This is a genomic window from Kitasatospora sp. NPDC091207, from assembly GCF_044768625.1.
GTDB lineage: Bacteria > Actinomycetota > Actinomycetes > Streptomycetales > Streptomycetaceae > Kitasatospora.
The window spans coordinates 69,882-95,832 of record NZ_JBIVVS010000018.1 but is presented as its reverse complement, the minus strand read 5'-3'; the positions used below and the strand labels follow the sequence as shown (position 1 = coordinate 95,832).

Annotated in this window: 20 protein-coding genes and 1 tRNA gene; 9 read left to right on the top strand and 12 right to left on the bottom strand. The window is 73.1% G+C overall.

Annotated elements, in window-relative coordinates; translation table 11 throughout:
• Positions 1-46: 46 nt before the first annotated feature.
• Positions 47-649, bottom strand: a complete 603-nt coding sequence (locus tag ACIQTO_RS26415) for a GNAT family N-acetyltransferase (protein WP_402392685.1) — start codon at positions 647-649, stop codon at positions 47-49.
• 122 nt (positions 650-771) lie between these two features.
• Positions 772-2,055 carry an adenylosuccinate synthase gene (locus ACIQTO_RS26410; protein WP_387884054.1) on the bottom strand — a complete coding sequence of 428 codons (1,284 nt, stop codon included), beginning with the start codon at positions 2,053-2,055 and terminating at the stop codon, positions 772-774.
• 126 nt (positions 2,056-2,181) lie between these two features.
• On the opposite strand from ACIQTO_RS26410, the gene ACIQTO_RS26405 reads away from it, so the two are divergent.
• From ACIQTO_RS26405 to purM, 3 genes are all read left to right on the top strand, one after another.
• Positions 2,182-3,033: a diacylglycerol kinase gene (locus ACIQTO_RS26405; RefSeq protein ID WP_402392680.1), complete on the top strand. Its 852-nt coding sequence runs from the start codon at positions 2,182-2,184 to the stop codon at positions 3,031-3,033.
• Between the two features lie 411 nt (positions 3,034-3,444).
• The gene (purF, locus tag ACIQTO_RS26400; protein WP_402392677.1) at positions 3,445-5,028 is read left to right on the top strand and encodes an amidophosphoribosyltransferase; all 1,584 of its coding nucleotides are present in this window, start codon (positions 3,445-3,447) and stop codon (positions 5,026-5,028) included.
• Between the two features lie 79 nt (positions 5,029-5,107).
• Entirely contained in the window at positions 5,108-6,193 is a 1,086-nt protein-coding gene (purM, locus tag ACIQTO_RS26395; protein WP_402392674.1) for a phosphoribosylformylglycinamidine cyclo-ligase, read from the top strand.
• A gap of 239 nt (positions 6,194-6,432) precedes the next feature.
• Here the strand turns inward: purM and ACIQTO_RS26390 are convergent, their stop codons facing one another.
• Positions 6,433-6,690 carry a DUF3073 domain-containing protein gene (locus ACIQTO_RS26390; protein ID WP_329489015.1) on the bottom strand — a complete coding sequence of 86 codons (258 nt, stop codon included), beginning with the start codon at positions 6,688-6,690 and terminating at the stop codon, positions 6,433-6,435.
• A gap of 472 nt (positions 6,691-7,162) precedes the next feature.
• Positions 7,163-8,326: a Glu/Leu/Phe/Val dehydrogenase dimerization domain-containing protein gene (locus tag ACIQTO_RS26385; protein WP_402392671.1), complete on the bottom strand. Its 1,164-nt coding sequence runs from the start codon at positions 8,324-8,326 to the stop codon at positions 7,163-7,165.
• Positions 8,327-8,542: 216 nt separating this feature from the next.
• On the opposite strand from ACIQTO_RS26385, the gene ACIQTO_RS26380 reads away from it, so the two are divergent.
• Complete coding sequence (locus tag ACIQTO_RS26380; RefSeq protein WP_402392668.1) at positions 8,543-9,502, top strand: hypothetical protein; 960 nt, start codon at positions 8,543-8,545, stop codon at positions 9,500-9,502.
• Positions 9,503-10,079: 577 nt separating this feature from the next.
• Positions 10,080-10,286, top strand: coding sequence for a developmental transcriptional regulator BldC (gene bldC / locus ACIQTO_RS26375; protein ID WP_014137253.1), 207 nt, complete (start codon positions 10,080-10,082; stop codon positions 10,284-10,286).
• 391 nt (positions 10,287-10,677) lie between these two features.
• Here the strand turns inward: bldC and ACIQTO_RS26370 are convergent.
• Positions 10,678-10,751 (bottom strand) — tRNA-Asp (locus ACIQTO_RS26370).
• Positions 10,752-10,855: 104 nt separating this feature from the next.
• The gene (gene hrpA / locus ACIQTO_RS26365; protein ID WP_402392665.1) at positions 10,856-14,857 is read right to left on the bottom strand and encodes an ATP-dependent RNA helicase HrpA; all 4,002 of its coding nucleotides are present in this window, start codon (positions 14,855-14,857) and stop codon (positions 10,856-10,858) included.
• Between the two features lie 174 nt (positions 14,858-15,031).
• On the opposite strand from hrpA, the gene ACIQTO_RS26360 reads away from it, so the two are divergent.
• Positions 15,032-15,562 (top strand): SigE family RNA polymerase sigma factor, encoded by a 531-nt coding sequence (locus ACIQTO_RS26360; protein ID WP_402392663.1) that lies wholly within the window; start codon positions 15,032-15,034, stop codon positions 15,560-15,562.
• Positions 15,559-16,476, top strand: coding sequence for a hypothetical protein (locus tag ACIQTO_RS26355; protein ID WP_402392660.1), 918 nt, complete (start codon positions 15,559-15,561; stop codon positions 16,474-16,476). Before ACIQTO_RS26360 ends, ACIQTO_RS26355 begins: the two co-directional genes overlap by 4 nt.
• Positions 16,477-16,599: 123 nt before the next feature.
• Here ACIQTO_RS26355 and ACIQTO_RS26350 read toward each other — a convergent pair whose 3' ends face one another.
• The gene (locus ACIQTO_RS26350) at positions 16,600-17,574 is read right to left on the bottom strand and encodes a LysR family transcriptional regulator (protein WP_402392657.1); all 975 of its coding nucleotides are present in this window, start codon (positions 17,572-17,574) and stop codon (positions 16,600-16,602) included.
• A 327-nt stretch (positions 17,575-17,901) separates the two neighbouring features.
• Here ACIQTO_RS26350 and ACIQTO_RS26345 point away from each other — a divergent pair, with 327 nt between their 5' ends.
• Both ACIQTO_RS26345 and ACIQTO_RS26340 read left to right on the top strand, forming a co-directional pair.
• Positions 17,902-18,822 carry a zinc-binding dehydrogenase gene (locus tag ACIQTO_RS26345; RefSeq protein ID WP_402392654.1) on the top strand — a complete coding sequence of 307 codons (921 nt, stop codon included), beginning with the start codon at positions 17,902-17,904 and terminating at the stop codon, positions 18,820-18,822.
• A 101-nt stretch (positions 18,823-18,923) separates the two neighbouring features.
• Positions 18,924-20,012, top strand: coding sequence for an alpha/beta hydrolase family protein (locus ACIQTO_RS26340; RefSeq protein WP_402392651.1), 1,089 nt, complete (start codon positions 18,924-18,926; stop codon positions 20,010-20,012).
• A 36-nt stretch (positions 20,013-20,048) separates the two neighbouring features.
• Here the strand turns inward: ACIQTO_RS26340 and ACIQTO_RS26335 are convergent, their stop codons facing one another.
• From ACIQTO_RS26335 to ACIQTO_RS26315, 5 genes are all read right to left on the bottom strand, one after another.
• Positions 20,049-21,569: an ATP-binding protein gene (locus ACIQTO_RS26335; RefSeq protein ID WP_402392648.1), complete on the bottom strand. Its 1,521-nt coding sequence runs from the start codon at positions 21,567-21,569 to the stop codon at positions 20,049-20,051.
• A gap of 100 nt (positions 21,570-21,669) precedes the next feature.
• A complete protein-coding gene (locus ACIQTO_RS26330; protein ID WP_402392645.1) occupies positions 21,670-21,939 on the bottom strand; it encodes a phosphopantetheine-binding protein in 270 nt (89 codons plus the stop codon).
• Between the two features lie 37 nt (positions 21,940-21,976).
• A complete protein-coding gene (locus ACIQTO_RS26325; RefSeq protein WP_402392642.1) occupies positions 21,977-23,509 on the bottom strand; it encodes a class I adenylate-forming enzyme family protein in 1,533 nt (510 codons plus the stop codon).
• Complete coding sequence (locus ACIQTO_RS26320) at positions 23,506-24,570, bottom strand: holo-ACP synthase (RefSeq protein WP_402392640.1); 1,065 nt, start codon at positions 24,568-24,570, stop codon at positions 23,506-23,508. The genes ACIQTO_RS26325 and ACIQTO_RS26320 overlap by 4 nt, the downstream gene beginning before the upstream one ends.
• Positions 24,567-25,868, bottom strand: coding sequence for a type III PLP-dependent enzyme (locus ACIQTO_RS26315; protein ID WP_402392637.1), 1,302 nt, complete (start codon positions 25,866-25,868; stop codon positions 24,567-24,569). Before ACIQTO_RS26315 ends, ACIQTO_RS26320 begins: the two co-directional genes overlap by 4 nt.
• Between the last annotated feature and the right edge of the window lie 83 nt (positions 25,869-25,951).

Here is a 25,951-nt window from a genome sequence, read left to right as displayed (position 1 = left end):
TCTCGGTGCTCTTCGTCGGCGTCGTGGCCCAGCTCGTCGCGAGCCGTCAGCCGCGGGAAAGGCGCTCCGCCAGGCGGGACTTGGCCGCCGGCCACTCGTCCGCCAGCATCGAGAAGTAGGCGCTGTCGCGCCAGACTCCGTTGGCCCGCAGCTTCTCCCGGCGGTGAATGCCCTCGTACTGGGCTCCCAGTCGCAGGATCGCGTTGCGGGAGCGGTCGTTGAGCGCGTCCGTCTTCCAGAACACCCGGCCCATGCCCAGGTCCTCGAAGGCGTGGACGAGCAGCAGCAGCTTGGCCTCCGTGTTGATCGCCGTCCGCCAGGCCGACCGGGCGTACCAGGTGCCGCCGATCTCGACGAGTTCGTTGGCGGCGTCGAAGGCGTAGAACCCGGTGATCCCGACGGCCCGCCCGCTCGCGAGGTCGATCACGGCGAACTTCACGGCGGTGCCGGCCGTCACCTCGGCCAGGCGGATGTCGAGGATCTCGCCCAGCTCCTCCTCCGTCGTCGGCGGGTGGAACGGGATCCAGCGCCAGACGTCCGGGTCGGGGCCGACGGTGGCCCACAGGTCGGACGCATGGTCCCGGCTCAGCGGCTCCAGGCGGACGTGGCGGCCGGTCAGGGTCACGGGGGCAGGCAGCTTCGCAGTCATGATCCAGAAAGTAGCCAAACTCTGCACTAGATGCAAGAGATTATTGCACTAGTGCAGAGTGAAGAGGTCAAGAGGAAGGCCCTGCGGGACGCAGCGTCCCGCAGGGCCTCACATGCTCAGGCTCAGACGAACGAGTTGATCTGGATCGTCTCGTACCGGCCGGGGCCGACGCCGATGGCGGAGATCGGGGCGCCCGACATCTCCTCCAGCGCCTTCACGTAGGCCTGCGCGTTCTTCGGCAGGTCGGCGAAGGTCTGGGCCTTGCTGAGGTCCTCGGTCCAGCCCGGCAGCGTCTCGTAGATCGGCTTGGCGTGGTGGAAGTCGGACTGGTTGTACGGGAGCTCCTCGACGCGCTTGCCGTCGATCTCGTACGCGACGCAGACCGGGATCTGCTCCCAGCCGGTCAGCACGTCCAGCTTGGTGAGGAAGAAGTCGGTCAGGCCGTTGACCCGGGTCGCGTAGCGCGCGATCACGGCGTCGAACCAGCCGCAGCGCCGGTCACGGCCGGTGGTCACACCGCGCTCGCCGCCGATCCGGCGCAGCGCCTCGCCGTCGGCGTCCAGCAGCTCGGTCGGGAACGGGCCCGAGCCGACGCGGGTGGTGTACGCCTTCAGGATGCCGATGACCCGGTCGATCTTGGTCGGGCCGATGCCGGCGCCGGTGCAGGCGCCACCGGCGGTCGGGTTCGACGAGGTCACGAAGGGGTACGTGCCGTGGTCGACGTCCAGCAGGGTGCCCTGGCCGCCCTCCAGGAGGACGACCTTGTTGGCCTTCAGCGCTTCGTCGAGCACCAGGGTGGTGTCGGCCAGGAACGGCTTGATCTTCTCCGCGTAGCCGAGGTACTCCTCCAGGACCAGCTCGGCGGGGATGGCGCGGCGGTTGTACAGCTTGACCAGCAGCTGGTTCTTGTCGTGCAGCGCCGCTTCGATCTTCTGCTGCAGGATCGACTCGTCGAAGAGGTCCTGGACCCGGATGCCGACGCGGTTGATCTTGTCCGCGTAGGTCGGGCCGATGCCGCGGCCGGTGGTGCCGATCCGGCGCTTGCCGAGGAAGCGCTCGGTGACCTTGTCCAGGGTGCGGTGGTACGGCGTGATCAGGTGGGCGTTGCCCGAGATCAGCAGCTTGGAGGTGTCGATGCCGCGCTCGTTGAGCCCGCTGAGCTCGGAGAGCAGCACGCCCGGGTCGATGACGACGCCGTTGCCGATCACCGGCGTCACATTCGGGCTGAGGATGCCGGAAGGGAGCAGGTGCAGGGCATACTTCTGGTCGCCGATGACCACCGTGTGACCGGCGTTGTTGCCGCCCTGGTAGCGAACGACGTAGTCGACGGAGCCGCCGAGGAGGTCGGTCGCCTTCCCCTTGCCCTCGTCCCCCCACTGAGCGCCCACGAGCACGAGTGCCGGCACAGGCGTACACCCCTTCCGGTTGGGGCATCCTGCGAAAGCCGCAGTCTGCCCCGAGATAGACGAAGCCCCTGGCGCAATAGCGCAAGGGGCTCTTGCACCGAGAGATTACCTGAGGAAGGACCGGTCGTGTCGTCCCTGTCCACGCCCGCGAGCGGCGGCCCCGAACCGCTCCTCCTGCTCCTTGACCCGGCGGCCCGGCAGACCGACGGCGAGTCGGTGCGGATCGCCAGGGACGTCCTGTGCGGAGGGACGGACGCCAAGGTGGCCTATCCGGAGAGCCCTTCCGAACTCGACCGGGTGCTTTCGCACCGGGGTCGGCGCCGACCGGTGGTGATCGGCTCCGACCTGGCGATGCAGCGGGTGCTCCAAGCCCTCTACCGGCAGCGTGAGCTGGGTGCGGACCCGGTGGGCATGGTTCCGGTGGGGCGCTCGGACGAGCTGGTGGCGGCCCGTGCGCTCGGCGTGCCGGGCGAGCCGGTGCCGGCCGCGCGGGCGGTGCTCGCGGGGGTGCCGCGCAAGCTGGACCTGCTGGTGGACGACGGTGGTGGAGTGGCGCTCGGCGGGGTCCGGATCTCCGGCGGCGGGTCGCGCCGGACGGTGAGCCGTACGGGTGGCTGGCGTTCGCTATGGGCGAAACTGGCTGCGGCCGAGCAGGGGACCTCACTCACGATCGAGCCCGGCAGGGGCGAGCACAGTGCCCGGCTCCGGGTCGAGGCGGACGGCCGGCTGCTCGCGGACGTCCACGAGCCGGTCCGGGTGGTCGAGGTGACCCTGCCGGGCGGGGACGCGGTCGGTGCGGGGGTGATGGAGATCGTGGTCCGCGCGCCCGGCGCACTCGTGCGCGCCCGGGCGGCGACCGTCTCGGTGACCGGGCGCGGGTTCGACTACGAGGCGGACGGTCACCCGGTGGGTCCGGTCCGGGTCCGGACCTGGACGGTCCACCCGGGAGCCTGGGGGCTCCTGCTCCCGGCCGGCTGAGCAGCGGGGCACGCCATCCGGCGCCCGGGGCCGGAGCCCGGAGCACGCGCCCGGCGCCGAGCGCCGGTCCGGATCGAGCCCGAGGCCGGGCCACACCCCCGCCGAGACCCCGGCGCAGCCCCGGCTGCACCCGTCACACGCAGTCCGGGCCCTCCGCGCCCCCTCCGCCGCCCCTGTCGGCCCCTCGGGTGAGCAGGCTCACGTTGCCCGCCGTTCACCCCGGTGTCGTCTGTGTACGGAATGCGCCAACGGGCGCGAACCACAAGGCCAAGCGCCCCTCCGCCGAATTCCGCCACCCCGAAATCCGCCCCTGGTAAGGGGTTTTGTCTACGCGCGTTGCCGAGCGATCGCCCAACAATCCCGGCCTCCCCGGTTCCGGAAGCCTGTGCCAACTGCCCTAGACTCGAAGGCGTGCCACGTGGTGACGGAAGACTCAACCACGATCTTCTTCCCGGTGAGAAAGGCCCCCAGGACGCTTGCGGCGTCTTCGGTGTCTGGGCTCCCGGCGAGGAGGTCGCCAAGCTCACGTTCTTCGGCCTTTACGCCCTGCAGCACCGCGGTCAGGAATCCGCGGGCATCGCAGTGAGCAACGGCTCCCAGATTCTCGTCTTCAAGGACATGGGACTCGTCTCCCAGGTCTTCGACGAGGCCTCCCTGGGGTCGTTGCACGGGCATATCGCCGTCGGACACGCCCGCTACTCGACCACCGGTTCCTCGGTCTGGGAGAACGCCCAGCCGACCTTCCGCGCGACCGTTCACGGTTCGCTGGCCCTCGGGCACAACGGAAACCTGGTGAACACCGCCGAACTGGCGGAGATGGTCGCCCAACTGCCCGGGGAGGAGCACGTCTCCCGCTCGGGCCGCTCGGCCGCGACCAACGACACCGACCTGGTGACCGCCCTGCTCGCAGGCCATCCGGACCTCTCCATCGAGGAGACGGCCAAGCTGGTCCTGCCCAAGGTCAAGGGCGCGTTCTCGCTGGTCTTCATGGACGAGCACACGCTCTACGCCGCCCGCGACCCGCAGGGCATCCGCCCGCTGGTGCTCGGCCGGCTGGAGCGCGGCTGGGTCGTCGCCTCCGAGACGGCGGCCCTGGACATCTGCGGCGCCTCCTTCATCCGTGAGGTCGAGCCGGGCGAGCTCATCGCCATCGACGAGAACGGCATGCGGACCTCCCGCTTCGCCGAGGCCAAGCCCAAGGGCTGCGTCTTCGAGTACGTCTACCTGGCCCGCCCCGACACCTCCATCGCCGGTCGCAACGTGCACCTCTCCCGCGTGGAGATGGGCCGCAGGCTGGCCGCCGAGGCGCCCGCCGACGCGGACCTGGTGATAGCGACGCCGGAGTCCGGCACCCCGGCCGCCATCGGCTACGCCGAGGCCAGCGGCATCCCGTACGGCTCGGGCCTGGTGAAGAACGCCTATGTGGGCCGCACCTTCATCCAGCCCAGCCAGACCATCCGCCAGCTCGGCATCCGGCTGAAGCTCAACCCGCTGCGCGAGGTCATCCAGGGCAAGCGCCTGGTGGTCGTGGACGACTCGATCGTCCGCGGCAACACCCAGCGCGCCCTGGTGAAGATGCTCCGGGAGGCCGGCGCCGCCGAGGTCCACATCCGGATCTCGTCGCCGCCGGTGAAGTGGCCGTGCTTCTTCGGCATCGACTTCGCGACCCGCGCGGAGCTGATCGCCAACGGCATGACCATCGAGGAGATCGGCCGCACGCTCGGTGCCGACTCGCTCTCCTACATCTCGATCGACGGCATGATCGAGGCCACCAAGCAGCCGAAGGACCGGCTCTGCCGGGCCTGCTTCGACGGTGAGTACCCGATGGAGCTGCCCGACCCGGCGCTGCTCGGAAAGCTCCTGCTGGAGGCCGAGATCAAGGGCGGCCAGCAGCCGCCGGCGATCCGCGGCAAGCCGACCAGCGGCAGCGACCTGGACGGCGTCCAGTCCCTGCTCGGCGGAGCGGGCGCGGCCGACGCCCTGCGCCGCCCGTAACGACCCGACGGTGGGGTCCCGGAACCCCGGGACCCCACCGCTGTTCCAACCCCCACTGACCCGAAAGGGCCGCACCGCAGTGACCACGAACCAGAACGGCGCCACCTACGCCGCCGCCGGCGTCGACATCGAGGCGGGCGACCGCGCCGTCGAGCTCATGAAGCAGTGGGTGAAGAAGGCGAGCCGCCCCGAGGTGGTGGGCGGCATCGGCGGCTTCGCCGGGCTCTTCGACGCGTCCGCCTTCAAGCGCTACGAGCGGCCGCTGCTGGCCTCGGCCACCGACGGCGTGGGGACGAAGGTCGCCATCGCCGCCGCCATGGACAAGCACGACACGATCGGCCACGACCTGGTCGGCATGGTCGTGGACGACCTGGTGGTCTGCGGCGCCGAGCCGCTGTTCATGACCGACTACATCTGCGTCGGCAAGGTCGTGCCGGAGCGGGTCGCCGCGATCGTCAAGGGCATCGCGGAGGGCTGCGCGCTGGCCGGCTGCGCCCTCGTCGGCGGCGAGACCGCCGAGCACCCGGGCCTGCTCGGCCCGGACGAGTACGACGTCGCGGGCGCCGGTACCGGCGTGGTCGAGGCGGACGCCCTGCTGGGCGCCGAGCGCGTCCGCGCGGGTGACGTGGTGATCGCGATGGCCGCCTCCGGCCTGCACTCCAACGGCTACTCGCTGGTGCGCCACGTGCTGCTGAACGAGGCCGGCTGGAAGCTGGACCGCAAGGTCGAGGAGTTCGGCCGCACGCTCGGCGAGGAGCTGCTGGAGCCGACCAGGATCTACTCGCTGGACTGCCTGGCGCTCACCCGGGCCACCGAGGTCCACGCCTTCTCGCACGTCACCGGCGGCGGTCTGGCGGCCAACCTGGCGCGGGTCGTCCCGGAGGGCCTGCACGCCCGCCTGGACCGCGGCACCTGGACCCCGCTGCCGGTCTTCCAGACCGTCGCCGAGGTCGGCAAGGTGGCGACCCTGGAGATCGAGAAGACGCTGAACATGGGTGTCGGCATGGTCGCGGTCGTCCCGCCGCACTCGGTGGACGTCGTGCTGTCGATCCTGGAGGACCGCGGCGTCGAGTCCTGGCTGCTCGGCGACATCGTCGAGCGCTCCGGCGAGCACGAGGGCGGCGCGGCGCTCTACAACGCCTACGAGGGCTTCACGGCCGGCTGAGCCGGTCCACCGGCCCGAGCGAACGGCCCCCTCCGGCGCAGACCGCCGGAGGGGGCCGTTCGCGTCCGCGGAGGCCGCGCAGGAGCGGGGGAGCACGTCGGGCGGCAGCGGAGACCCGGCAGGCCGGTGAACGGGCGCACGGGGACGCGCGGCCCGTCGGCCGTCTCCAGTCCGTCCCGGGAACGCCGAAAACCGGCCCGGGCGCTCTGGGCGCTCGGGCCGGTCAGGCCAGACTGTGACTACGCGCGGCGGCGGGCCTGCGAAGGCCCGGTACCCGACGTGCTGTCATCGTCCTCGTCGTCGTCGGCGTAACGAGCCGCGTATTCCGCGTAGGGGTCGTCGTCCTCTTCTTCCTCGATCGGCTCAGGCTCGATCGAGGCGGTAGAGGGCGATACGCCCAGCTCGTTGGACAGACGATTGGCGTCGAACCCGCCGCTGTTGTACTTCAGCTCGCGGGCGACCTTCGTCTGCTTGGCCTTGGCCCGGCCGCGCCCCATGGGTCGACCCCCTCAACGATGGGGCTCACGGCCCCGAGTCTGACACGTGTTCATGATCAAGAGCGGCCTGCCCGAATGGGGAGAACCGTCCCTTGGAGCATTAACGGTACCTGTTTCTGCCGCTGGACGGTACGTCGTCGGTGTGACGTGGCGCGCACCGGCCGCACCCAAGACCAGGTCTTCCCAGGTCACGGGAGGTTTTGCGGCAGTTTGCACGCTGTCCGGAGGTAGTTGAGGTCCGTTGTTCCGGGATCGATTATCCCCCCAAGGGGGGTGATGGATCACCCGATCGGGCGCAGAAGTGAGAATCCGGTTCCACATTGTGATGCGTGGGGGGCGAGCCGGCCCCGGCCCCCGCCGACGGGCCGGGAGGTGTGCCCCGGCCCGTCGGCGGGCCGGAAAGGGGAGGGCCGCCCCCCGGTGCGCCACGGATCCCGCGACGCACCGGGGAGCGGCCCCGGCCGCGCGGAGGTCAGCCCCGGCGGGCGGCCGGCAGCAGCACCGAGCGGAGCGCGCTGATCTCGCGCATGCGCTTCTCGGCGAGCCGGTCGGCGGCGACGGCGGGCGGGACGCCGTCGGAGGCCGCCCGGGTGAAGATCTCCAGGGTGGTGTCGAAGATCCGGGTGGCCTTGTTCTTGGCCCGCTCGAAGTTGAAGCCCTCGATCTCGTCGGCGACCTGGATCACGCCGCCGGAGTTCACCAGGTAGTCCGGCGCGTAGAGGATGCCGCGGTCGGCGAGGTCCTTCTCGACGCCGGGGTGGGCGAGCTGGTTGTTGGCCGCACCGCACACGACGGAGGTGCCGAACTCGCCGAGGGTGCCCACGGTGGCGTCGGTGAGGGCGCCGCCGAGGGCGCAGGGGGCGTAGACGTCCAGCTTGCTCTGGAGCAGGGCGGCGCTGTCGGCCACCACCTCGACCTCCGGGTGGGCGGCGCGCACGCGGTTCACGGCGGCCTCGGAGACGTCGGTGATGACGACGGTGGCGCCGTCCGCGACCAGGTGGCCGACCAGGTAGTGGCCGACCTTGCCGACGCCGGCCACGCCGACCCGCTTGCCGCGCAGGGTGGGCTGGCCCCAGCGGGCCTGGGCGCTGGCGCGCATGCCCTGGAAGACGCCGAAGGCGGTGAGGATCGAGGAGTCGCCGGCGCCGCCGTTCTCGGGCGAACGGCCGGTCACGAACTCGGTCTCGCGGGCGATGACGTCCATGTCCTGGACGTAGGTGCCGACGTCGCAGGCGGTGATGTAGCGCCCGCGCAGGGACTCGACGAAGCGGCCGTAGGCCCGCAGCATCGCCTCGTTCTTGGCCTTGTTCGGGTCACCGATGATGACGGCCTTGCCGCCACCGAGGTCGAGCCCGGCCAGCGCGTTCTTGTACGACATGCCGCGCGAGAGGTTCAGCGCGTCCTCCAGGGCCGCCTCCTCGGAGGCGTACGGGAAGAAGCGGGTGCCGCCGAGGGCCGGGCCCAGGGCGGTGGAGTGGATGGCGATGATCGCCTTGAGGCCGGAGCCGCGGTCGTGGCAGAGGACGACCTGCTCGTGGCCGTCGCCGGGGGCGGCGCCGTCCTGTTCGGTACGGAAGATCCTGCTGAGCACTCCGGGTGCGGGGTACGCGGCGGACGTGGTCTGTACGTCGGTCACTGTGGTGACTCCAGTATCCGAGGCCCGCTGCTGTGGTGCGGGCGCCTAAGGCGAAGCGTAGTCGCGCGGGCGTCCCCGATCTGCCCTCTTGTACGAGCTTGCGCGGGTTGTCCGCGCACTGAGACGGGGGTGTGCGGAGTGCGTTCGCGAACGGCTCCCGGCCGAAGCCCTCCCGGGCGGGGGCCGGTGCGTGCGACGATGCAGAACGTGACCGTCGTGCGCACGTCCGTACTGCCGCCCTACGCCGCCCACCTGCGGGTCTACGAGCCGCTGGCCGCCTACCCGGAGGCCGAGCGGGCCCGCTGGCAGGCCTACGCCGCGGCGCACGGGCCGGACGCGGCCGAGGCGGGCCGGCCGGTGGCGGCGGCGGCGCTGGAGGAGCAGCGGGCGGCACTGGCGGAGCTGGTCGGCCGCACTCCCCGGGCACTGCCGGAGCGGGAGAGCGAGCGGGCCTTCGTGCGGTCGGTGGACGGGGTGCTCTACATCTGCCCCTGGGCGACCAGGTTGCGCACCTGGCAGGCGCTGGACGAGTTGCGGGCGGCGGCGCCGGTGGCGCTGCTGGACACCGCGCTGCCGCCGGCCACCCGGGCGGCCGCGGAGGCGGACCGGGAGCGCTGGCGGACCGAGCACCCGGACGCCCGGCCGTGGATCGTGACCAGCCGGTGGGAGGTGCCGGTGCGCTGGTTCCTGCCGTTCGGGGAGGAGGACCGCTGCTTCGTGCCCGCCGCGGCGGGCGACGCGACGGCGGCGGGTACGGGTACGGGTGCGGGTGCGGGCGTGGGCGGTGCCGGCGGTGCCGTCGGGGAGCCGGACCGGGGGGAGAAGGGGGAGCAGGCCGCGCTGTTCTACCTGACGCCGATGGCGCAGGCACGCCGCCGGGTGGCCCGGGCCTACCGGGCGCTGCGCGAGGCCGTGCCGGAGGGGGACCTGGTGCGCGGGGCGGAGCTGGTGGGACGGTGGCTGGAGGAGTTCCACCCGCGGTCGCTGGTGGAACTGGACTACGGGGGGCTGGTGCACCTGCTGGGGCCCGAGCAGCTGTTGGCGGACCGTTCGGCGGGGGAGCTGGAGGACGGCCTGCGCGCGCTGCGGGCCGGCGAGGCGGCGGAGGCGCTGCGGGTGTACGAGGAGCTGACGGTGCGCTGGCGGCGGGTGCTGGCGCTGCGGTACGCGAACTGAGCCCGGGGGAGGGGCACGGAGAGTCGCCGGGGGAGATGGCGGCGGGGTCTTCGCGGGCCCGGCCGACGGGGCGTCAGCGCTGGTGGGGCGGGGTGTCGGTGGTACTTGTAAGACTGTAAGAGTCCTACGGTCCGAGCCGTATGACCAAGGTCCTGGTTCGGGTCAATACCTGTCGAACGTGACACTACTCACCGTTGACGCGAACTAACCCCTATGTGCAAAAATGGGACAACCAGCCCAACTTCACGTGAGCGTGCCCACTTTTGGGTGGTTCTGGAGTCGATGCGTGCTTTGCGGGAAAACGGCAGGTCTGGTCCGCGCGTAACCGGATGTCACTATAAGGTGACTGCCCGTTATGGGGTGGTCCATCGCCATCCGTCAGCCTTGAACCCGTGAGGGGTCAATTTTGGCGGTTTGGTCGATAGGGCTGGACGGATGGTGTAGTTGTAGACACCAGGACAAGCCGTTCGTCCTATAACCGACTCGGCCCGTCTATGCCATTTCGGGCATCGCGGGCCAAGGTGCAGAATTTGAAGGATAGAACCGCCCTGGTTCGGTTCTCCCGAGGAGGCCGCTCATGACCGCTCGTACCCCTGATGCTGAACCCCTGCTGACGCCGGCAGAGGTCGCCACCATGTTCCGCGTGGACCCGAAGACGGTTACCCGCTGGGCCAAGGCAGGCAAGCTGACGTCCATTCGCACGCTTGGCGGGCACCGTCGTTACCGCGAGGCGGAGGTGCGCGCTCTGCTGGCCGGTATTCCCGCCCAGCGAACCGAGGCCTGATAGGCCGAAGGCTCTTTCAAAGGGGCCGCTTACCGGACTCCGCCGGGTCCGGTAAGCGGCCCCTTTGCATGCCCGCACGCATGTCCGCCCGCACTCTCTCCCGGACTCCCTCCCGCACTCCCGAGATCATGCCGGTCGTCCGGAATGTTGAACTCCGGATAACGATTTGAGGCGCCTGGGACGGGGGGGATATACAGTTCATAGCTGTGCAATTTTACATATTAAATTGGTGCCCCCTGGGAGGGGGTGCGATGTGCCCGATCTCGGGAAAAGATAAGTGACGACGATCACGTGAGCCGTTGCTTGTGGTCTAGACCTAGTCCGGGGTAGCGGCGTCCCGGGCAAACGCGAGAGGCCCGGAACCAAACGGTTCCGGGCCTCTCGGCTACGGCGATCCTGACGGGACTTGAACCCGCGACCTCCACCTTGACAGGGTGGCGAGCTAACCAACTGCTCCACAGGACCAGACTGTTCTGCCTTGTTCACCCGCTTGCCGCGCTGCGAACAAGACAGACTCTAGCCCATGGTGGGCCCCCAGGTCGAACTGGATCCTGAGGGCCCCGCCCAGCTCAGAGCGTGGCCCTGGCGGCCTCCATCGCCTTCATGATCCGCTTCTCCGAGACCGGGGTCGGCGTCCCCAGCGACTGGGCGAAGAAACTGACCCGCAGCTCCTCGATCATCCAGCGGATCGCCAGGACCTCCGGGGACGGCAGCTGCCCGGCCGGCACGGCCGCCAGCAGCTCCCCGTACTCCTGCTGCACCTGCTGCACCTTCAGCAGCTGCTGGGCGTCCCGCTGCGGGTGGTTGGGCAGCGCCTCCAGCCGGCGGTCCACCGCCAGCAGGTAGCGCTTGAGGTCCGGCAGCCGCCGCCAGCCCGTCTCGGTGACGAAGCCCGGGTGCACCAGCGAGGCCAGGTGCAGCCGGATGTCGTTCACCGCGGTCAGCAGCACCGGGCTGCTCACCGCCTTCAGCCGGGTCGAGGCCTTGTGGAAGGCGATCAGCGCGGTGGCGGTCTTCAGCGTGGTGTCCGCCGAGAGGTCGTAGAGGTCGGACCGGACCTTCTCGTGCAGCTTGCCGAAGGCCGCCTCGTCCCAGGCCGGCCCGCCGGCCGAGGTCATCAGCCGGTCGGTGGCGCAGGCCACCACGTCCTCGAACAGGGCCGGGACCGAGCCGTGCGGGTTGTACGAGAGCGCGAGCTTCGCCTGGTTGCCCAGCCGGCCCTGGATCGACTTGGCCGGCGAGTTGGTGGTCAGCATCAGCAGCCGCCGGGTGCCCTCCCACATCGCCTGGGCCTGCGCCTGCGGGGTGTCGAAGAGCTTGATCCCGACCGCGTCCCGCTCGTCCACCAGCGCCGGGTAGGCGCGCAGCGAGTGGCCGCGCGAGCGCTGCTCGAAGGTGCGCTGGAGCACCGGCAGCGAGGCCGGCCAGGCGGTCAGCCCGGACTGCTCGATGCCCTGGCCCGAGGCGGCCGAGGAGAGCGTCTCCTTGAGCTTGGGCTTCAGCTGGAGCCGGAGGTCCTCCAGGTCCTTGGACTCGGCGAGCTTCTTGCGGCCGTCCACCACCCGGAAGGTGACCCTGAGGTGGTCCGGTACCCGCTCGTCGTCCCAGGCCTCCGGCGGGACGGTGATCGCCGTCAGCCGCTTGAGGATGTGCTCCAGGGTGGGCAGCAGGGGCTCCTGGCGGTCCCTCACCTGGCGCAGGGCGGCCTTGGCGAAGTCCGGGGCCGGGACGAAGTTGCGGCGGATCGCCTTGGGCAGCGCCCGGATGTAGGCGGTGACCAGCTCCTCGCGCAGGCCGGGGATCTGCCAGTCGAAGCCCTCGGCGGTGACCTGGTTGAGCACCGGCAGCGGGATGTGGACGGTCACGCCGTCCGCGTCGCTGCCCGGTTCGAACTGGTAGGTGAGCTTGAAGCGGAGCTTGCCCTGCTGCCAGTAGTCCGGGTAGTCGGCCTCGGTGACGCCGCCCGCCGAGTCGTTGATCAGCATCGACTTCTCGAAGTTGAGCAGGTCCGGCTGGTCGTGCCGGGCCTTCTTCCACCAGGAGTCGAAGTGCCGGGTGGAGACGACGTCGTCGGGCAGCCGGCTGTCGTAGAAGTCGAACAGGGTCTGGTCGTCGACCATGATGTCCCGGCGGCGGGCCCGGTTCTCCAGCTCCTCGACCTCGCTGAGCAGCTTGCGGTTCTCGGCGAAGAAGAGGTGGTGGGTCTCCCAGTCGCCCTCCACCAGCGCGTTGCGGATGAACAGCTCGCGGCAGAGCTCCGCGTCGATCCGGCCGTAGTTGACCTTGCGCTGGGCGACGATCGGCATCCCGTAGAGGGTCACCTTCTCGTAGGCCAGCACCGCGCCGGCCTTCTTCTCCCAGTGCGGCTCGCTGTAGCTGCGCTTGATCAGGTGGCCGGCCAGCGGCTCGACCCACTCCGGCTCGATCTTCGCGTTGATCCGGGCCCAGAGCCGGGACGTCTCGACCAGCTCGGCGGACATCACCCAGCGCGGCGGCTTCTTGAACAGGCCGGAGCCGGGGAAGACCGCGAACCGGGCCCCGCGGGCGCCGCCGTACTCGCGCTTCTCGACGTCGTAGAGGCCGAGGTGCGAGAGCAGGCCGGCCAGCAGCGACTGGTGGATCCGGTCGGCGTCCGGCTCGGCGTCCGGATGGGGCTCCTCGATCGTGACGCCGAGCTGTTTGGCGACCGTGCGGAGCTGGGAGTAGATGTCCTGCCACTCCCGTATCCGCAGGTAGTTGAGGAACTCGGCCTTGCACATCCGGCGGAAGGCCGAGGAGGAGAGCTCCTTCTGCTGCTCCCGTACGTAGCGCCACATGGCCAGGTAGGAGAGGAAGTCGGAGGTCTCGGACTGGAAGCGGCGGTGCCGGTCGTCGGCGGCCTGGCGCTTCTCGGTGGGGCGCTCGCGCGGGTCCTGGATGGAGAGCGCGGCGGCGATCACCATGACGTCGCGGACACAGCCGTTCTTGTCGGCCTCCAGGACCATCCTGGCCATCCGCGGGTCCACCGGGAGCTGGGCCAGCTGCCGGCCGAGCGGGGTGAGGCGCTTGCGGACGTCCTTCTCCTCCGGGTCCAGCGCGCCGAGCTCGTGCAGGAGGTTGACGCCGTCCTTGATGTTGCGGGAGTCCGGCGGGTCCAGGAACGGGAAGGCGGCGATGTCGCCGAGGCCGGCGGCGGTCATCTGGAGGATGACCGAGGCCAGGTTGGTGCGCAGGATCTCGGCGTCGGTGAACTCGGGGCGGGAGAGGAAGTCCTCCTCCGAGTACAGCCGGATGCAGATGCCGTCCGAGGTACGGCCGCAGCGGCCCTTGCGCTGGTTGGCGCTGGCCTGGCTGATCGCCTCGATCGGCAGCCGCTGCACCTTGGTCCGGTGGCTGTAGCGGGAGATCCGGGCGGTGCCCGGGTCGATCACGTACTTGATGCCCGGGACGGTGAGGCTGGTCTCGGCGACGTTGGTCGCCAGCACGATCCGGCGGGAGCTGGAGCGCTGGAACACCTTGTGCTGCTCGGCCGAACTCAGCCGGGCGTAGAGCGGCAGGACCTCGGTGAACCTCAGCTTCAGCTTGTTGAGGGCGTCGGCGGTGTCGCGGATCTCGCGCTCGCCGGAGAGGAAGACCAGGATGTCGCCGGGGCCCTCGGCCTGGAGCTCCTCGGCGGCCTCGCAGATCGCCTGGATCTGGTCGCGGTCCCGGTCGGCGTCGCTGGGCCCGTTGTCGCCGTCCGGGTCGTCGGCGTCCTCGACGATCGGCCGGTACCGGACCTCGACCGGGTAGGTGCGGCCGGACACCTCGACGATCGGGGCGTCGCCGAAGTGGTGGGCGAAGCGCTCGGGGTCGATGGTCGCCGAGGTGATGACGACCTTGAGGTCCGGGCGGCGGGGCAGCAGCTGCTTGATGTACCCGAGGATGAAGTCGATGTTGAGGCTGCGCTCGTGCGCCTCGTCGATGATCAGGGTGTCGTACTGGCGCAGCTCGCGGTCGGTCTGGATCTCGGCGAGCAGGATGCCGTCGGTCATCAGCTTGACCAGGGTGTCCGGGCCGACCTGGTCGGTGAACCGGACCTTCCAGCCGACCGCCTCGCCGAGCGGCGTGCGCAGCTCCTCGGCGACGCGCTCGGCCACCGTACGGGCGGCGATCCGGCGGGGCTGGGTGTGCCCGACCAGGCCGCGGACCCCGCGGCCCAGCTCCAGACAGATCTTGGGGATCTGGGTGGTCTTGCCGGAGCCGGTCTCGCCCGCCACGATCACCACCTGGTGGTCGCGGATCGCGGCGAGGATCTCGTCCTTCTTCTGGCTGACCGGCAGCTCGGCGGGATAGCTGATCTCGGGGACGGCGGCACGGCGCTGCGCGACCAGCAGCTCGGCGCGCTCGATGTCGCCGGCGATCTCGGCGGCGACCTTCTGCCGGGCCTCGGGCTTGCGGACCCGCCGGGCGCCCTCCAGCCGGCGTCCGATCCGCACCTGGTCGCGCAGGGTCAGTTCGGGCAGACGGGCGGCCAGGTCGCCGATACCGGGGCCGCCGCCCTCCGTGGACGCGTCGGCGGACTGGACTGCGGGAGAACTCACTGCGGGCATCCCTCTAGGTTCGCAAGGAGATGCGTCGGCGCGCACCTCGGTTTTCGAGCCCCTCCAGTGTCACAGCCGCTGCCGGGGATGTGCGAACCCCGTCCGGGGCGGCGTTCCGGGAACCGCGACGGCCGGGGCAACGGTCCGGGGCCGGCGCGGGCTCTGGAGGGTGAGGGGGTGCTCATGGGAGCGCAGAAGACCGAGCGGGACGAGGAGTTCCGCGCGTTCATCGCCGGGGCCTGGACGCGGTTGCTGAGGACGGCGTACCTGCTGGCGGGGGACGCCCACGCGGCGGAGGACCTGGTCCAGCAGGCCCTGGAACGGGCGTACGTCGCCTGGGGCCGGGTCCGCGCCGCGGACGATCCGCACGCCTACGTCCGCCGGATCCTGGTCAACGAGCACGCCCGGCGGTTCCGGCGCAGGCCGCCGGAGCAGCTGGTCACCGCCGTGCCCGAGCGGGCCGGGCCGGAGGGCCCGGACGGTTTCGAGCGGCTGGACGAGCGCGCCGCGCTGCTGGCCGCCCTGGGCGCGCTGCCGCCGAGGCAGCGGCAGGCGGTGGTGCTCCGTTACTGGGAGGACCTCAGCGAGACCCGGACCGCGGCCGCGATGGGCTGCTCGGTCGGCACGGTGAAGAGCCAGTCGGCGAAGGGCCTGGCCAAACTGCGGGCGGCCACCTCACTCAGCGGGATGACGACGATCGGAGGCAGGGGATGAGCGTGCGGGACGGACAGGACCTGAGCGAGGACGAGGCGGCGGCCGTGCGGGGGCTGACCGACCTGGCCGAGGCGGCCGAGCTCCGGCCGGCGCCGTACGAGCTGCTGGTCACGGGCGGCCGGCGGCGGCTGCGGCGGCGGCGGCTCTCGACGGCCGGGGCGGCGGCGGTCCTGCTGGCGGCGGTGGTCGGCGGCGGCACGGCCCTGGGCGGGATCGGCCGGGGCACGGCGGGGGCCCCGGCCACCGCCGCGGTGCTGCCGGCCGCCGGGCCGGCCGGCGCGTCCGTGAGCGCGACCGCCGCGGCGACGGCGACGCCCACGACCGCCGCACGGGACCCGTTCACCCCCGTCCGGGTGGTGGTCGGGAAGGGCACCACCGACGGCAGGGAGTGGAAGGCCTGGGCCGCGCTCTGGCCCGCCGGGACCAAGGAGCAGGCCCTCCGGCAGGCCGGACTGATGTGGGCGGAGCGGCGCGCCGCCATCCCGCAGCTGCCGGAGCCCGTGGAGGCCGACGTGCTCCGCTCCTGGCGGGCCGGCCGGGACCTGGTGAACCTCTACCTCACGGTGGACGGCGCGCGGCAGGTCGACGACTCGGTGCACGACAGTGCCGGACCGGGTGCCCCGGGCCCGCTGTCGACCGACCGCGAGGCCGGTCTGGAGGGTACGCTGCTCGGCTTCAAGGGCGGCGAGATGCGTGCCTCGCCGGTGCTGCTGGCCGCCGTCGCCCTGGACGTCGCCCGGGTGGTCGTCACCTGGGACGACGGCAGCACCACCGAGCCGGTACCGGTCGGCGTCGGCGACTCCCCGGTCCGGTGGTTCGGGGTGGCGAAGAAGGCGGGCGGCAGCGCGAAGTCCATCACGCTCCTAGGGCAGGACGGCCGTGTGCTGGCCACCAGCAAGGACTGGATGAACTGACGGGCGGCGGCGGCGTGCGGCGCCGCCCCGGTCCGGGCGGGCCGGTCGGGCGGGTACAGGGGTCCCGCCCGGCCGGCGGCCGTCCGGGGCGGCTTCGTCCGGGGCGGCGCCGGGCCGGTGGCGTCAGCCGTCCAGGGCCGCCTCGTCGGGGCCGGGCAGCCAGTCGCGGGCCGGGTCGTACTCCAGCCAGCGGTGGCGCCGGGCCGCCTCGGTGAACGCGCCGAGCAGCGGGTCCAGCCGGTGGTGCGGCGGCTCGTCGGTGTCGCGCCAGAGCAGCGACCAGGCGTAGAGCGGGGTGGGGCCGGCCAGCGGGACGGTCCGGACGCCCGGGCGTCCGGGGCCGGCCGGCAGCTCGGGGAGCGGGCAGTCGGCGGGGAGCAGCGAGAAGCAGGACGGATCGGTCCTGACCCGCTCGGCGAAGTGCTCCAGGCCCAGATTGGTCGAGCCGGTCCGCTCCTCGACGCCGAAGCGGTCGGCGAACCGGGTCAGGAAGTCCAGCCGGTCCACCGCCGCCGGGTAGCGCAGCACACTGCCGCGCAGCTCGTCCGGGCGCAGGACCGCGCGGTCGGCCAGCGGGTGGTCGGTGCTCAGCAGCGCGTCCACCGGCTCCAGCCGGACCAGCCGGTGCGCCAGCCCCGCGTCCCGGCCGTCGGGCAGCGGGTGCACCCGGCCGAAGCCGGCGTCCGACTCGCCGCGCAGCAGGGCCGCGGCCACCGAGGGGAGGTCCCGCCCGGGGACCGGCTCGACCTCCAGCCCGGGCACCCCCTCGACGGCCTGCGCGACCGTCCGCATCGGCGCGTACAGGTGGCCCCAGACGTCGACGCGCAGCGGGCGCCGGGCGCAGGCCACCGCCGCCACGGCGCGGTCGCCCTCGGCGAGCAGCCGCCGGGCGGGCTCCAGGAACCGGCGTCCGGCCCCGGTGAGCCCGACGCCGCGCGGGTCGCGGTCGAGCAGTCGGGCGCCGAGCGCCGCCTCCAGCCGGGCGACCCGCTTGGACAGCGCCTGCTGGCTGATCGCCAGCCGGGCGGCGGCGCGTCCGAAGTGCAGCTCCTCGGCGGCCGTCGCGAAGGCGCGGACCTGGGCGAGATCGAGATCCATGGGCGCCCACCCTAGGGCCCGTCGCCGAGACCCCGCCGGCGGGGCCGCCCGGCCCGGCCGCCGGGCGACAACGATCGGTTGTCGGGCCCGCCGGACGGTTGTTGGACCGGGTCCGCGCGGCCGGGGTCTGCTGGTGCCACCCCCCCCCGGCCGCGCGGCCGGGGGGGGGGGGGGGGGGGGGCGCGGCCCCGGGGGGGGCGGGCCCCCCCCCGCCGGGGGGGCGCCGCGGGGGGGGGTGGGGGGGGGGGGCCGGGGGGGGGGGGGGGGGGGGGCCCCCCCCCCCCCGCCCCGCGGGCCCGGGGAGGGGGAGAGGGAGGTCCGAGGACCATGAGGGCGCTGACACCGACCGGACGGGCGGACGCCGCGGTGGCGTTCGCGGAGGTGGACCAGCCACGACCGGGCCCGGGCGAGGCCCTGGTGAAGGTCGAGGCGTTCGCGGTGAACCGCGGCGAGACGTTCCAGCTGGAGGCCCCCCGGCCGGGCTGGCGCCCCGGCAAGGACGTCGCCGGCCTGGTCGTGCAGGCCGCCGCCGACGGCTCCGGGCCGGCCGTCTGCCGCCGGGTCGTCGGCCACCCGCCGGCCGCCGGCTGGGCCGAGTACGTGTGCGTGCCCGTCGGCTCGCTCGCCGAGATCCCCGACGGGCTCGACGCCGTCCGGGCCGCCGCCCTCCCGCTGGCCGGGCTCACCGCACTGCGGCTGCTGCGCACCGCGGGCGCGCTGGCCGGCCGCCGGGTGCTGCTCACCGGGGCGTCCGGGGGCGTCGGTCACTACGTCACCGAGCTGGCCTCGGCGGCGGGTGCGGAGCTGACCGCGGTCACCGCCTCGGCGGAGCGCGGGCGGCGACTGCTGGAGCTGGGCGCGGCGGAGGTGGTTCACGAGGTCGGCGCGGCGCGCGGCCGCTACGACCTGGTGCTGGAGTCGACGGGCGGGGCCGGCCTGCCGCTCGCGCTCGCCCGGCTGGCCCGCCGGGGCACCCTGATCTGGTTCGGCCAGGCCTCCCGGACGCCGGTGACGCTCGACTTCTTCGACTTCTTCGCCGGACCGGAGTCCGCGACGCTGCGGCACTTCCACTACGCGGACTCCGACGTGGCCGACGGCGAGGACCTCGCCACCCTGGTCCGCCTGGTGGGGGAGGGGCGGCTGACCCCGGAGATCGGCCGGGTCGCGCCCTGGGCGCGGACCGCCGAGGTGCTCACCGACCTGCGGGAGCGGCGGATCCGCGGCAAGGCCGTGCTCACGCTGTCCTGACCCGGGCCTGGGCGGGCCGTCCTTCGCCGGCCGCCGCCCATCGCCAACCCACCGCTGCCGCCGCCGACCGCCGCCGACCGTGAGATGAGCGTGACTCCTCCATGACCGACTCCCCCGACCTCTCCTTCCTCGACCACCCCGACCTGCTGCCGGCCTTCGTCGAGGAGAACCGCCCGCGCGCCACCGGCGCCGGGCTGGACCCGCACGAGTACACCCGGGTCACCGCCGCGCTGCGCTCCGTGCGGGAGTGGCCCGAGGCCTTCCGGGCCGCCGGCCGGCGGCACCGTGACACCGCCGACCGCGCCGCCGCCGAGGGCCGGACGGTGACGGCCGGCGAGGCCTACCGGACGGCCGCCCGCTGGCTGCACTGCGCCGGCCTGCTCCCGCACCCCGACCGCGCGGCCGCCGCCCGCACCGCGACCGAGGCGGACGCGGCGATGCACGCCGCGCTGGCCCTCCTCGACCCGGCGGCCGAGCGGGTCGGGGGCGAGTGCTTCGTGGGCCGGCTCCGGCGCCCGGCCGGGCCCGGCCGGGCGCCGCTGGTGATCGTCGTCCCCGGGATGGACTCCGGCAAGGAGGAGTTCCACGCGGTCGCCGAGGCGCTGCTGGTGCGCGGTGCGGCGGTGTTCGCCCTGGACGGCCCCGGTCAGGGCGTCCTCGCGGCGACCAGCGCCCCCGAGCCCGACTACCACCGGGTGGTCGGCCGGGTGATCGACGCGGTGGCCGGCCGGGAGGGCGTGGACGTCGACCGCGTCGGCCTGGTCGGGCTGAGCCTCGGCGGCTACTACGCCGCGGTCACCGCCGCCCGCGAGCCGCGGATCCGGGCCACCGCCGTGGTCAGCGGCCCGTACCGGCTGGACTGGGACACCCTGGTGCCGTTCGTCACCGCGACCCTGACCCAGCGCTGCGGGAGCGCGGAGGCGGCCCGCGCCTTCGTCCGCCGGGTCGACCTGACCGGTGCGGCTCCGGAGATCACCGGCCCGCTGCTGGTCGTCGAGGGCGGCGAGGACCGGATCCCCGGTGTCACCAACGCCGAGCCGCTGGCCCGGCTGGCTCCCCGGGCCGAGCTCCTGCGCGTCCCGCACGGCAACCACCTGCTCGGCAACGCCCTGGCGGACTGGCTCCCCGCCACCGCGGACTGGCTCACCGCGCGGCTGGCCGGCGCGACGACCGGCGCGACGACCCGCTGACCCGCTCCGCCGGACGGCCCGGCCGGGTGCGTCCGGTCAGGCGTTCGGGCCGGGGCGGCCGAGTGCCTCCGAGAAGCAGAGTCTGGTCCGCATGATCCGGGTCCAGAGCACCAAGTCCCCCAGGACGCGGGCGTGGTGGGCGGCCGCGCGGACGTTCTCCTCGTCGCAGGGCAGCAGCCGGACGGTCATCCCGGACTCCACCAGCCGGGCGTGGTGCTCGGCGAGGGTGCAGTAGTACTGGGCGTGCCGGTGCCGCAGGGCTGAGTGGTGCCCCGCCTCGACACTGCGCTCGACCGCGAACGCCCGCAGCGGGCCGATCAGCCGGTACCGCAGCTGGTCGTCGTACCGGTGGACAGTGACCAGGGACTGGGTGACCAGGTCGCGCAGCGCCCGGGCGGTGTCCAGCGCGCTCCCGGCCTCCGCCCCGCGGCCGGTGCCGGCGACGAGGTGCTCGGCGGCCTCCAGGGAGAAGCCGCCGCGGAAGACCGAGACGGCGGCGAAGACCCGCTGCTCGATCGGCCGCAGCCGGATCCAACTGCGCTGCAGGGCCTGCCGGAGCGACTGGTGGTGGCCCTGCTGCGGGGCGCGGCGGCGCTCCAGCAGGTCCAACTGGTGGGGCATCCGGGAGAGGATGTCCTCCAGGGTCATCGCGCTCAGTTGGCTGGCGGCCAGCTCCAGGGCCAGCGGGTGGCCGTCCAGCGCGGTGCAGAGGTGGGCCACCGCGGCGCAGTTGGCCTCGGTGAGCGACCAGAACGGCGCCGCCTCGGTGGCCCGTTGGACGAACAGCCGGCCGGCGGGGGAGCCGAGGACGCCCTGCCGGGTCGGGCCCCGGGGGGCGGTGATCGGGCCGAGCTGCCAGCTGGACTCCAGGGCGAGGCCGAGCGGTTCGCGGCTGGTGGTGAGCAGTCTGGTCCGGTTGTCGGCCGAGCGCAGCAGGAAGGCCGCGAGCCGGGACACCGCGTCGAGGGCGTCGTCGGCGTTGTCGAGCACCAGCAGGGCGGGCGGCCGGGTGCGGCCGCCGCGCAGGTCGGCGGTGAGCGCGGCCAGGACCTCGCGGGTGTCGTCCTGGGCGAGGTCGACGAACCAGACCGGGCCCTCCGCCCGCAGCGCGTGCTCGGCCGCCACGCGGGACTTGCCGATGCCCGGTGGCCCGGTGAGGGTGGCCGCCCGGTGCTGCTCCAGGACGTGTCCGAGCCTGCGCAGATCCTCGGCCCGGCCGAGCAGTTCGGTCCCGTGGACGGGCGGCGCCAGGCAGCCCGGATCGTGCGGGGGCTGCCCGCCGCGCCGTGGCGGTGCCGGGTCCGGGACGGCGGCGGGGCGCCGGGCGCGGCGCAGCTCGCGCAGCACGCGGTCGGCCTCGGCGCGGGAGAGCTGCAGCGCCCGGCAGAGCGCGAGGACCGAACTCTGCCGGGGCCGGCCGATCCGTTCGTTCTCCAGGTTGCCGATGGTGCGGACGCTGACCCCTGAGGCGTTGGCCAGTCGTTCCTGCGTCCACCCCCGGGACTCCCGGAAGGTGCGCAGAAGACGGCCGGACTCCCCGGCACCCGCCGACGTCACGTCATCGGCATACACGCGGCCACCCCCACAGTGATCTGCCCCGGGGGTGAAGATACGACCTACGCGATGTCAGGTCTAGACCAACCTGGAACGCCGCAGGTCAGGCCGTCGCCGAAAGCTCACCGCGGGTGGTCAGGACGAAGTCGGTGAATGTTCCGACGGAGGCGAAGTCCTCGATGTCCAGCGTCTCCGGGTCGACGACCAGCTCGATCGAGTCCTCCAGGGCCATCAGGAGCTCCAGCATGGTCGTCGAGTCCAGGTGCAGGTCGTCGAAGAGCCGGATGTCGTCGGCCAGGCCGGCGATCTCGCGCTCCAGCACGTCGCTGAGGGCGGTCTCCAGGGCGTTCACGATGTACTGACGATCAGTCATGATGAGTCCTTTGCTTGTCGGTTGGATGTTCGGAAGGTCAGACGGTGGCTTCGGCCAGGGCTGCCGCGAGCCGGCGGCGGTCGACCTTGCCGTTGGCGCTGAGCGGCAGCTCGTCCAGCACCACGCACCTGCGCGGGATCTTGTACACCTCGATCTGCTCGCGCATCAGTTCCAGCACCTCGGGTCCCTCGATCCGTCCGACCACGGCGAGCAGCGACGGCCGGCGGCCCTCGGGCGGGAGGACGGCGGCCGAGACCACGCCCGGCACCCGGTGGGCGGCGGCCTCCACCTCGGTCGCGCTGAGGCGGAACCCGTTCTCCTTGTAGAGGTCGTCGCGGCGGCCGCTGAAGTAGACGAAGCCGTCCTCGTCGAGCCGGCCGTAGTCGCCGGTCCAGAGTTCGGGGAAGAGGCCGTCCCGGTACCGGAACCGCTCGGCGTTCAGCTCCGGACGGCGCCAGTAGCCGGCCATCACGTGCGGGCCGCGGACCACCAGCTGACCGATCTCGCCGGGAGGCAGGACGGTGCCGTCGTCGTCGACGGCGAGGACCTCCGTACCGGGCAGCGGCAGACCGCACGAACCGGGCCGGTCCAGGTCCCCGTCCGGCGGCATGATCGTGGCCCGCTTGCACTCGGTCAGGCCGTACATGACCTGGACCTTGAGGTCCGGCAGGACCGTGCGCAGGGCGGCGATGGTCTCCGTCGACAGGGCGGCCCCGGTGTTGGTGAGCAGCCGCAGGGCCGGCAGCTTCCTCGCCGACCGGGGCAGCAGCCAGGCCAGGCCCTCGGCGGCCGAGGGGACACCGGGCAGGACGGTCGCGCCGGTGTCGGCCAGCCGGCGCAACAGCAGCGGCCCCGCCTCGTTCGGCCGGCCGAGCCACAGGTGGGCGCCGCTCAGCACGGCCAGGTGGACCTGGTAGAGGCCGTAGTCGAAGGACAGCGGCAGCGGGCAGTAGACGACGTCCTCCGCGCGGTAGCCGAGTACGGACTGGATGGCCCGGGCCGCGAACAGCACCTGCTGGTGGGTGCTGACCACGGCCTTCGGCAGGGCGGTGGTGCCGGAGGTGTAGATCAGGCTGACCGGGTCGACCACCAGCACCCCCGGGTCGGGCAGCGGCTCGGCCGGGTCGGCCGGGGTCGACGGGAGGGCCGGGAAGGCGGCGTCGGTCAGGGCCGACAGGGGCACGGCGGCGATCGAGCGCGCGTCGGCGTCGGCCCGGTCGGCCGCGTCCTCGGTGATCAGCAGCCGCGGCTCGCAGTCGGCGAGGACGTGGGCCAGCGGCGTGCCGTGCACCTGCTCGTGCAGCAGGGTGTAGGCGGCGCCGACCCGGGAGGCCGCGAAGACCAGCACCGCGAGGGCGGGTCCGGACGGCGCCGCCACCACGACGCGGTCGCCCCGGCCGACCCCGGTCGCCCGCAGCCAGCGGGCCACCCGCACACTGGCCGCCGCGAACGCGCGGTAGTCCAGGGTCAGGTCGTCCTGCGACAGCGCGGGGCGCTCGGGCCAGCGGCCGGCCGCCCGGTCGAGCAGCTCGTGCAGCAGGGACGGCGGCGACGGCTCCGGTCCGGTCATCGTGAACTCCCATCGGCGGGGGTGGACTTGGTGGAATCTGTGCTCGCGGCGGCCGCGGCCGGCCCGGCGGGGGCGGCCGTGCGGGCGCGGGCCGGCGGGGGCACCACGGCGGTCGCCGTGGCGGTGCAGACGAGCAGGGGTTCGGCCAGCACCTCGGCGGCCGAGGGCGACCGCTCCGGCCGGGCGGCGATCACCTTGTACGCCTCGAACTCGACCACCCGGCGCAGCCGGGTGCGGCGGACCAGCCGGGCGGTCAGCTCCAGGTAGTCGCCGGGGCGGCAGGGCGCGGTGAACCGGACGGCGGAGTACTCGGAGAGCAGCCCCTCGTCGCCGTCGGTGCGGACGGTGATCTCGGTGATCAGGTCGCCGAACAGGCCCAGCAGGCGGGCGCCGGGCACCAGGCCGCCGCCGTAGTGGGCGTCCTCCTGGCCGAGCCGCAGCCGCAGCCGGGCGACGACCGGCCGCTCGTCCGGCCGGGCCGGGTGCGCCCCGGCGGTGGTCTCCGGAGCGGGGTGGGGCTGCGCCGCGCGCGGTGGGGCGGCGGGTGGTCGGTCCATGCGGGGTTCCTCCGGGTCGGCGAGGTCGGAGCGGGCGGCGAGGTCGGAGTGGGCGGAGCGTTCGGAGCGGGCGGCGGGGCCGGCCGGGGTGACGGGGGCCGGGGCCGGTGGGTCGGGCGGGTCGAGCCGGCCGACCGCCACGGCGGTCACCGTCCGGCGCTTGTGGGCGATGGACACGGCGGCACCGGCCAGACCCAGTTCGGCGGCCCGGGCGGCGGCCCGGCCGTGCAGCCGCAGCGCGGGCCGGCCCGTCGGGTCCTGGCCGACGGCGATCTCGCGCGGTGCGATGCCGCGCAGCAGTCCGGTGCCGAGCATCTTCAGCACGGCCTCCTTGACGGCGAACCGGCCGGCCAGGAACTCCCGGCGCCGGCCCGCCCCGAGCTGCCCCGCGCGGGCCAGCTCCTCCTCGGCGAAGCAGTGCCGCAGGAACCAGGGCCGCTCGCAGAGCCGGTCGAGCTCGCCGAGCTCCAGCACGTCGATGCCGACCAGGGGCGTACCGCTCACCGCCCGACCTCCGCCCCCACCCCGGTGGCCGGGTCCACCAGCCGCTGCTTGGCCAGCAGATCGGCCAGGGTGTCCCGCTCCCGGACCAGATGGGCCACCCCCTGGTGCACCAGGACCTCGGCCGGGTAGCCGTGGCTGAGGAACAGCCCCGGTGAGGCCGTCGGCCCGTACGCGCCGGACCGCTCGACCCCGAGCAGGTCGCCCGGGGCCACCTCGGGCAGTTCGACCTTCTTCGCGATGACGTCGTTCGGCGTGCAGAGCGGCCCGGTCACGGAGTAGGCGCGCACCGCGGCCTCGGCGGGCCGCCCGAGGTGGCGGATCGGGAAGTTGCGCTTCACGAAGCTGCCCACACCGACCGCCGCCATGTGGTGGTTGGTGCCGCCGTCGGCCACCACGAACCACTCGCCCTTCGACTGCTTCACATAGCGGGCCCGGACGACGTACGTGCCGGCCCAGGCGGTGAGGTAGCGGCCGAGTTCCATGATCAGCCGGCAGTCCGGGTGCCGGGTCGCGAACGGGGCCACCACCTCGCGCAGGCCGGCGCCCAGTCGGGCCAGGTCCAACTCCTTCTCGTTGTCGAAGTACGGCACGCCCAGGCCGCCGCCGAAGTCCACCGTCCCCAGCGGGACGCCGAGTTCCTCCGACACCCGTTCGGCCTCGGCCAGGATCTCGCGGGTGTTGTGCACGACATCGGCGTGGTCGAGGAAACGGGTGCCCATATAGGCGTGCAGGCCCGCGAGTTCGACGTGCCGAAGGCCCGCCAGGGCCGGACGGGCCGCCCGCAGGACGTCCAGGTCGATGCCGAACTGGCGCGGCTTGCCGCCCATCGCGAGGCCGGAGCCCTTGGTGGCGAAGTCCGGGTTGATCCGCAGCATCGCGCGGCACGGGCCGGTGCCGGCCGCCGCCACCAGCTCGTCCAGCTGCAGCAGCTCCTCCACCGACTCGCACACCACCGCGTGGATGCCGGCCTCGACGCACGCGGCCAGCTCGGCGGCGTCCTTGCCGGGCCCGAGGAAGATCACGTCCTGCGGTGCGACGCCCGCCCGCAGCGCGGTGACCAGCTCGACGTGCGAGGAGACCTCGGCCCCGGCGCCCAGCGACCGCAGCAGGGCGCAGACGCTGATGTTCGGGTTGGCCTTCAGGGAGAAGAAGACGTCCACCTCGTCGGGCAGGACGGCCCGGAGGCCCTGGAAGGTGCGTTCGAGCACCTCGCCGTCGTAGACGAAGAGCGGAGTGCCGAACTGCTCGGCCAGCTCCGTGATCGCGATTCCCTGGAACCGCGTCTCGCCTGTGCTCATCGGTTGGTCCCCCTCGGAGACTCGTTCGGTGACTCGTTCGGTCGGATGGGTGTGCGGGCCCGCCGGCGGCCGTCCGGCGGGCC

What these genes read in the sequence shown, in the direction of transcription:
- ACIQTO_RS26315 (WP_402392637.1), bottom strand. Translation starts at nt 25,868, where the DNA reads ATGAGCACAGGCGAGACGCGGTTCCAGGGAATCGCGATCACGGAGCTG.
- ACIQTO_RS26355 (WP_402392660.1), top strand. Translation starts at nt 15,559, where the DNA reads ATGAGCGTGCGGGACGGACAGGACCTGAGCGAGGACGAGGCGGCGGCC.
- ACIQTO_RS26330 (WP_402392645.1), bottom strand. Translation starts at nt 21,939, where the DNA reads ATGACTGATCGTCAGTACATCGTGAACGCCCTGGAGACCGCCCTCAGC.
- ACIQTO_RS26325 (WP_402392642.1), bottom strand. Translation starts at nt 23,509, where the DNA reads ATGACCGGACCGGAGCCGTCGCCGCCGTCCCTGCTGCACGAGCTGCTC.
- ACIQTO_RS26360 (WP_402392663.1), top strand. Translation starts at nt 15,032, where the DNA reads ATGGGAGCGCAGAAGACCGAGCGGGACGAGGAGTTCCGCGCGTTCATC.
- ACIQTO_RS26345 (WP_402392654.1), top strand. Translation starts at nt 17,902, where the DNA reads ATGAGGGCGCTGACACCGACCGGACGGGCGGACGCCGCGGTGGCGTTC.
- ACIQTO_RS26340 (WP_402392651.1), top strand. Translation starts at nt 18,924, where the DNA reads ATGACCGACTCCCCCGACCTCTCCTTCCTCGACCACCCCGACCTGCTG.
- ACIQTO_RS26390 (WP_329489015.1), bottom strand. Translation starts at nt 6,690, where the DNA reads ATGGGGCGCGGCCGGGCCAAGGCCAAGCAGACGAAGGTCGCCCGCGAG.
- bldC (WP_014137253.1), top strand. Translation starts at nt 10,080, where the DNA reads ATGACCGCTCGTACCCCTGATGCTGAACCCCTGCTGACGCCGGCAGAG.
- ACIQTO_RS26415 (WP_402392685.1), bottom strand. Translation starts at nt 649, where the DNA reads ATGACTGCGAAGCTGCCTGCCCCCGTGACCCTGACCGGCCGCCACGTC.
- ACIQTO_RS26350 (WP_402392657.1), bottom strand. Translation starts at nt 17,574, where the DNA reads ATGGATCTCGATCTCGCCCAGGTCCGCGCCTTCGCGACGGCCGCCGAG.
- hrpA (WP_402392665.1), bottom strand. Translation starts at nt 14,857, where the DNA reads ATGCCCGCAGTGAGTTCTCCCGCAGTCCAGTCCGCCGACGCGTCCACG.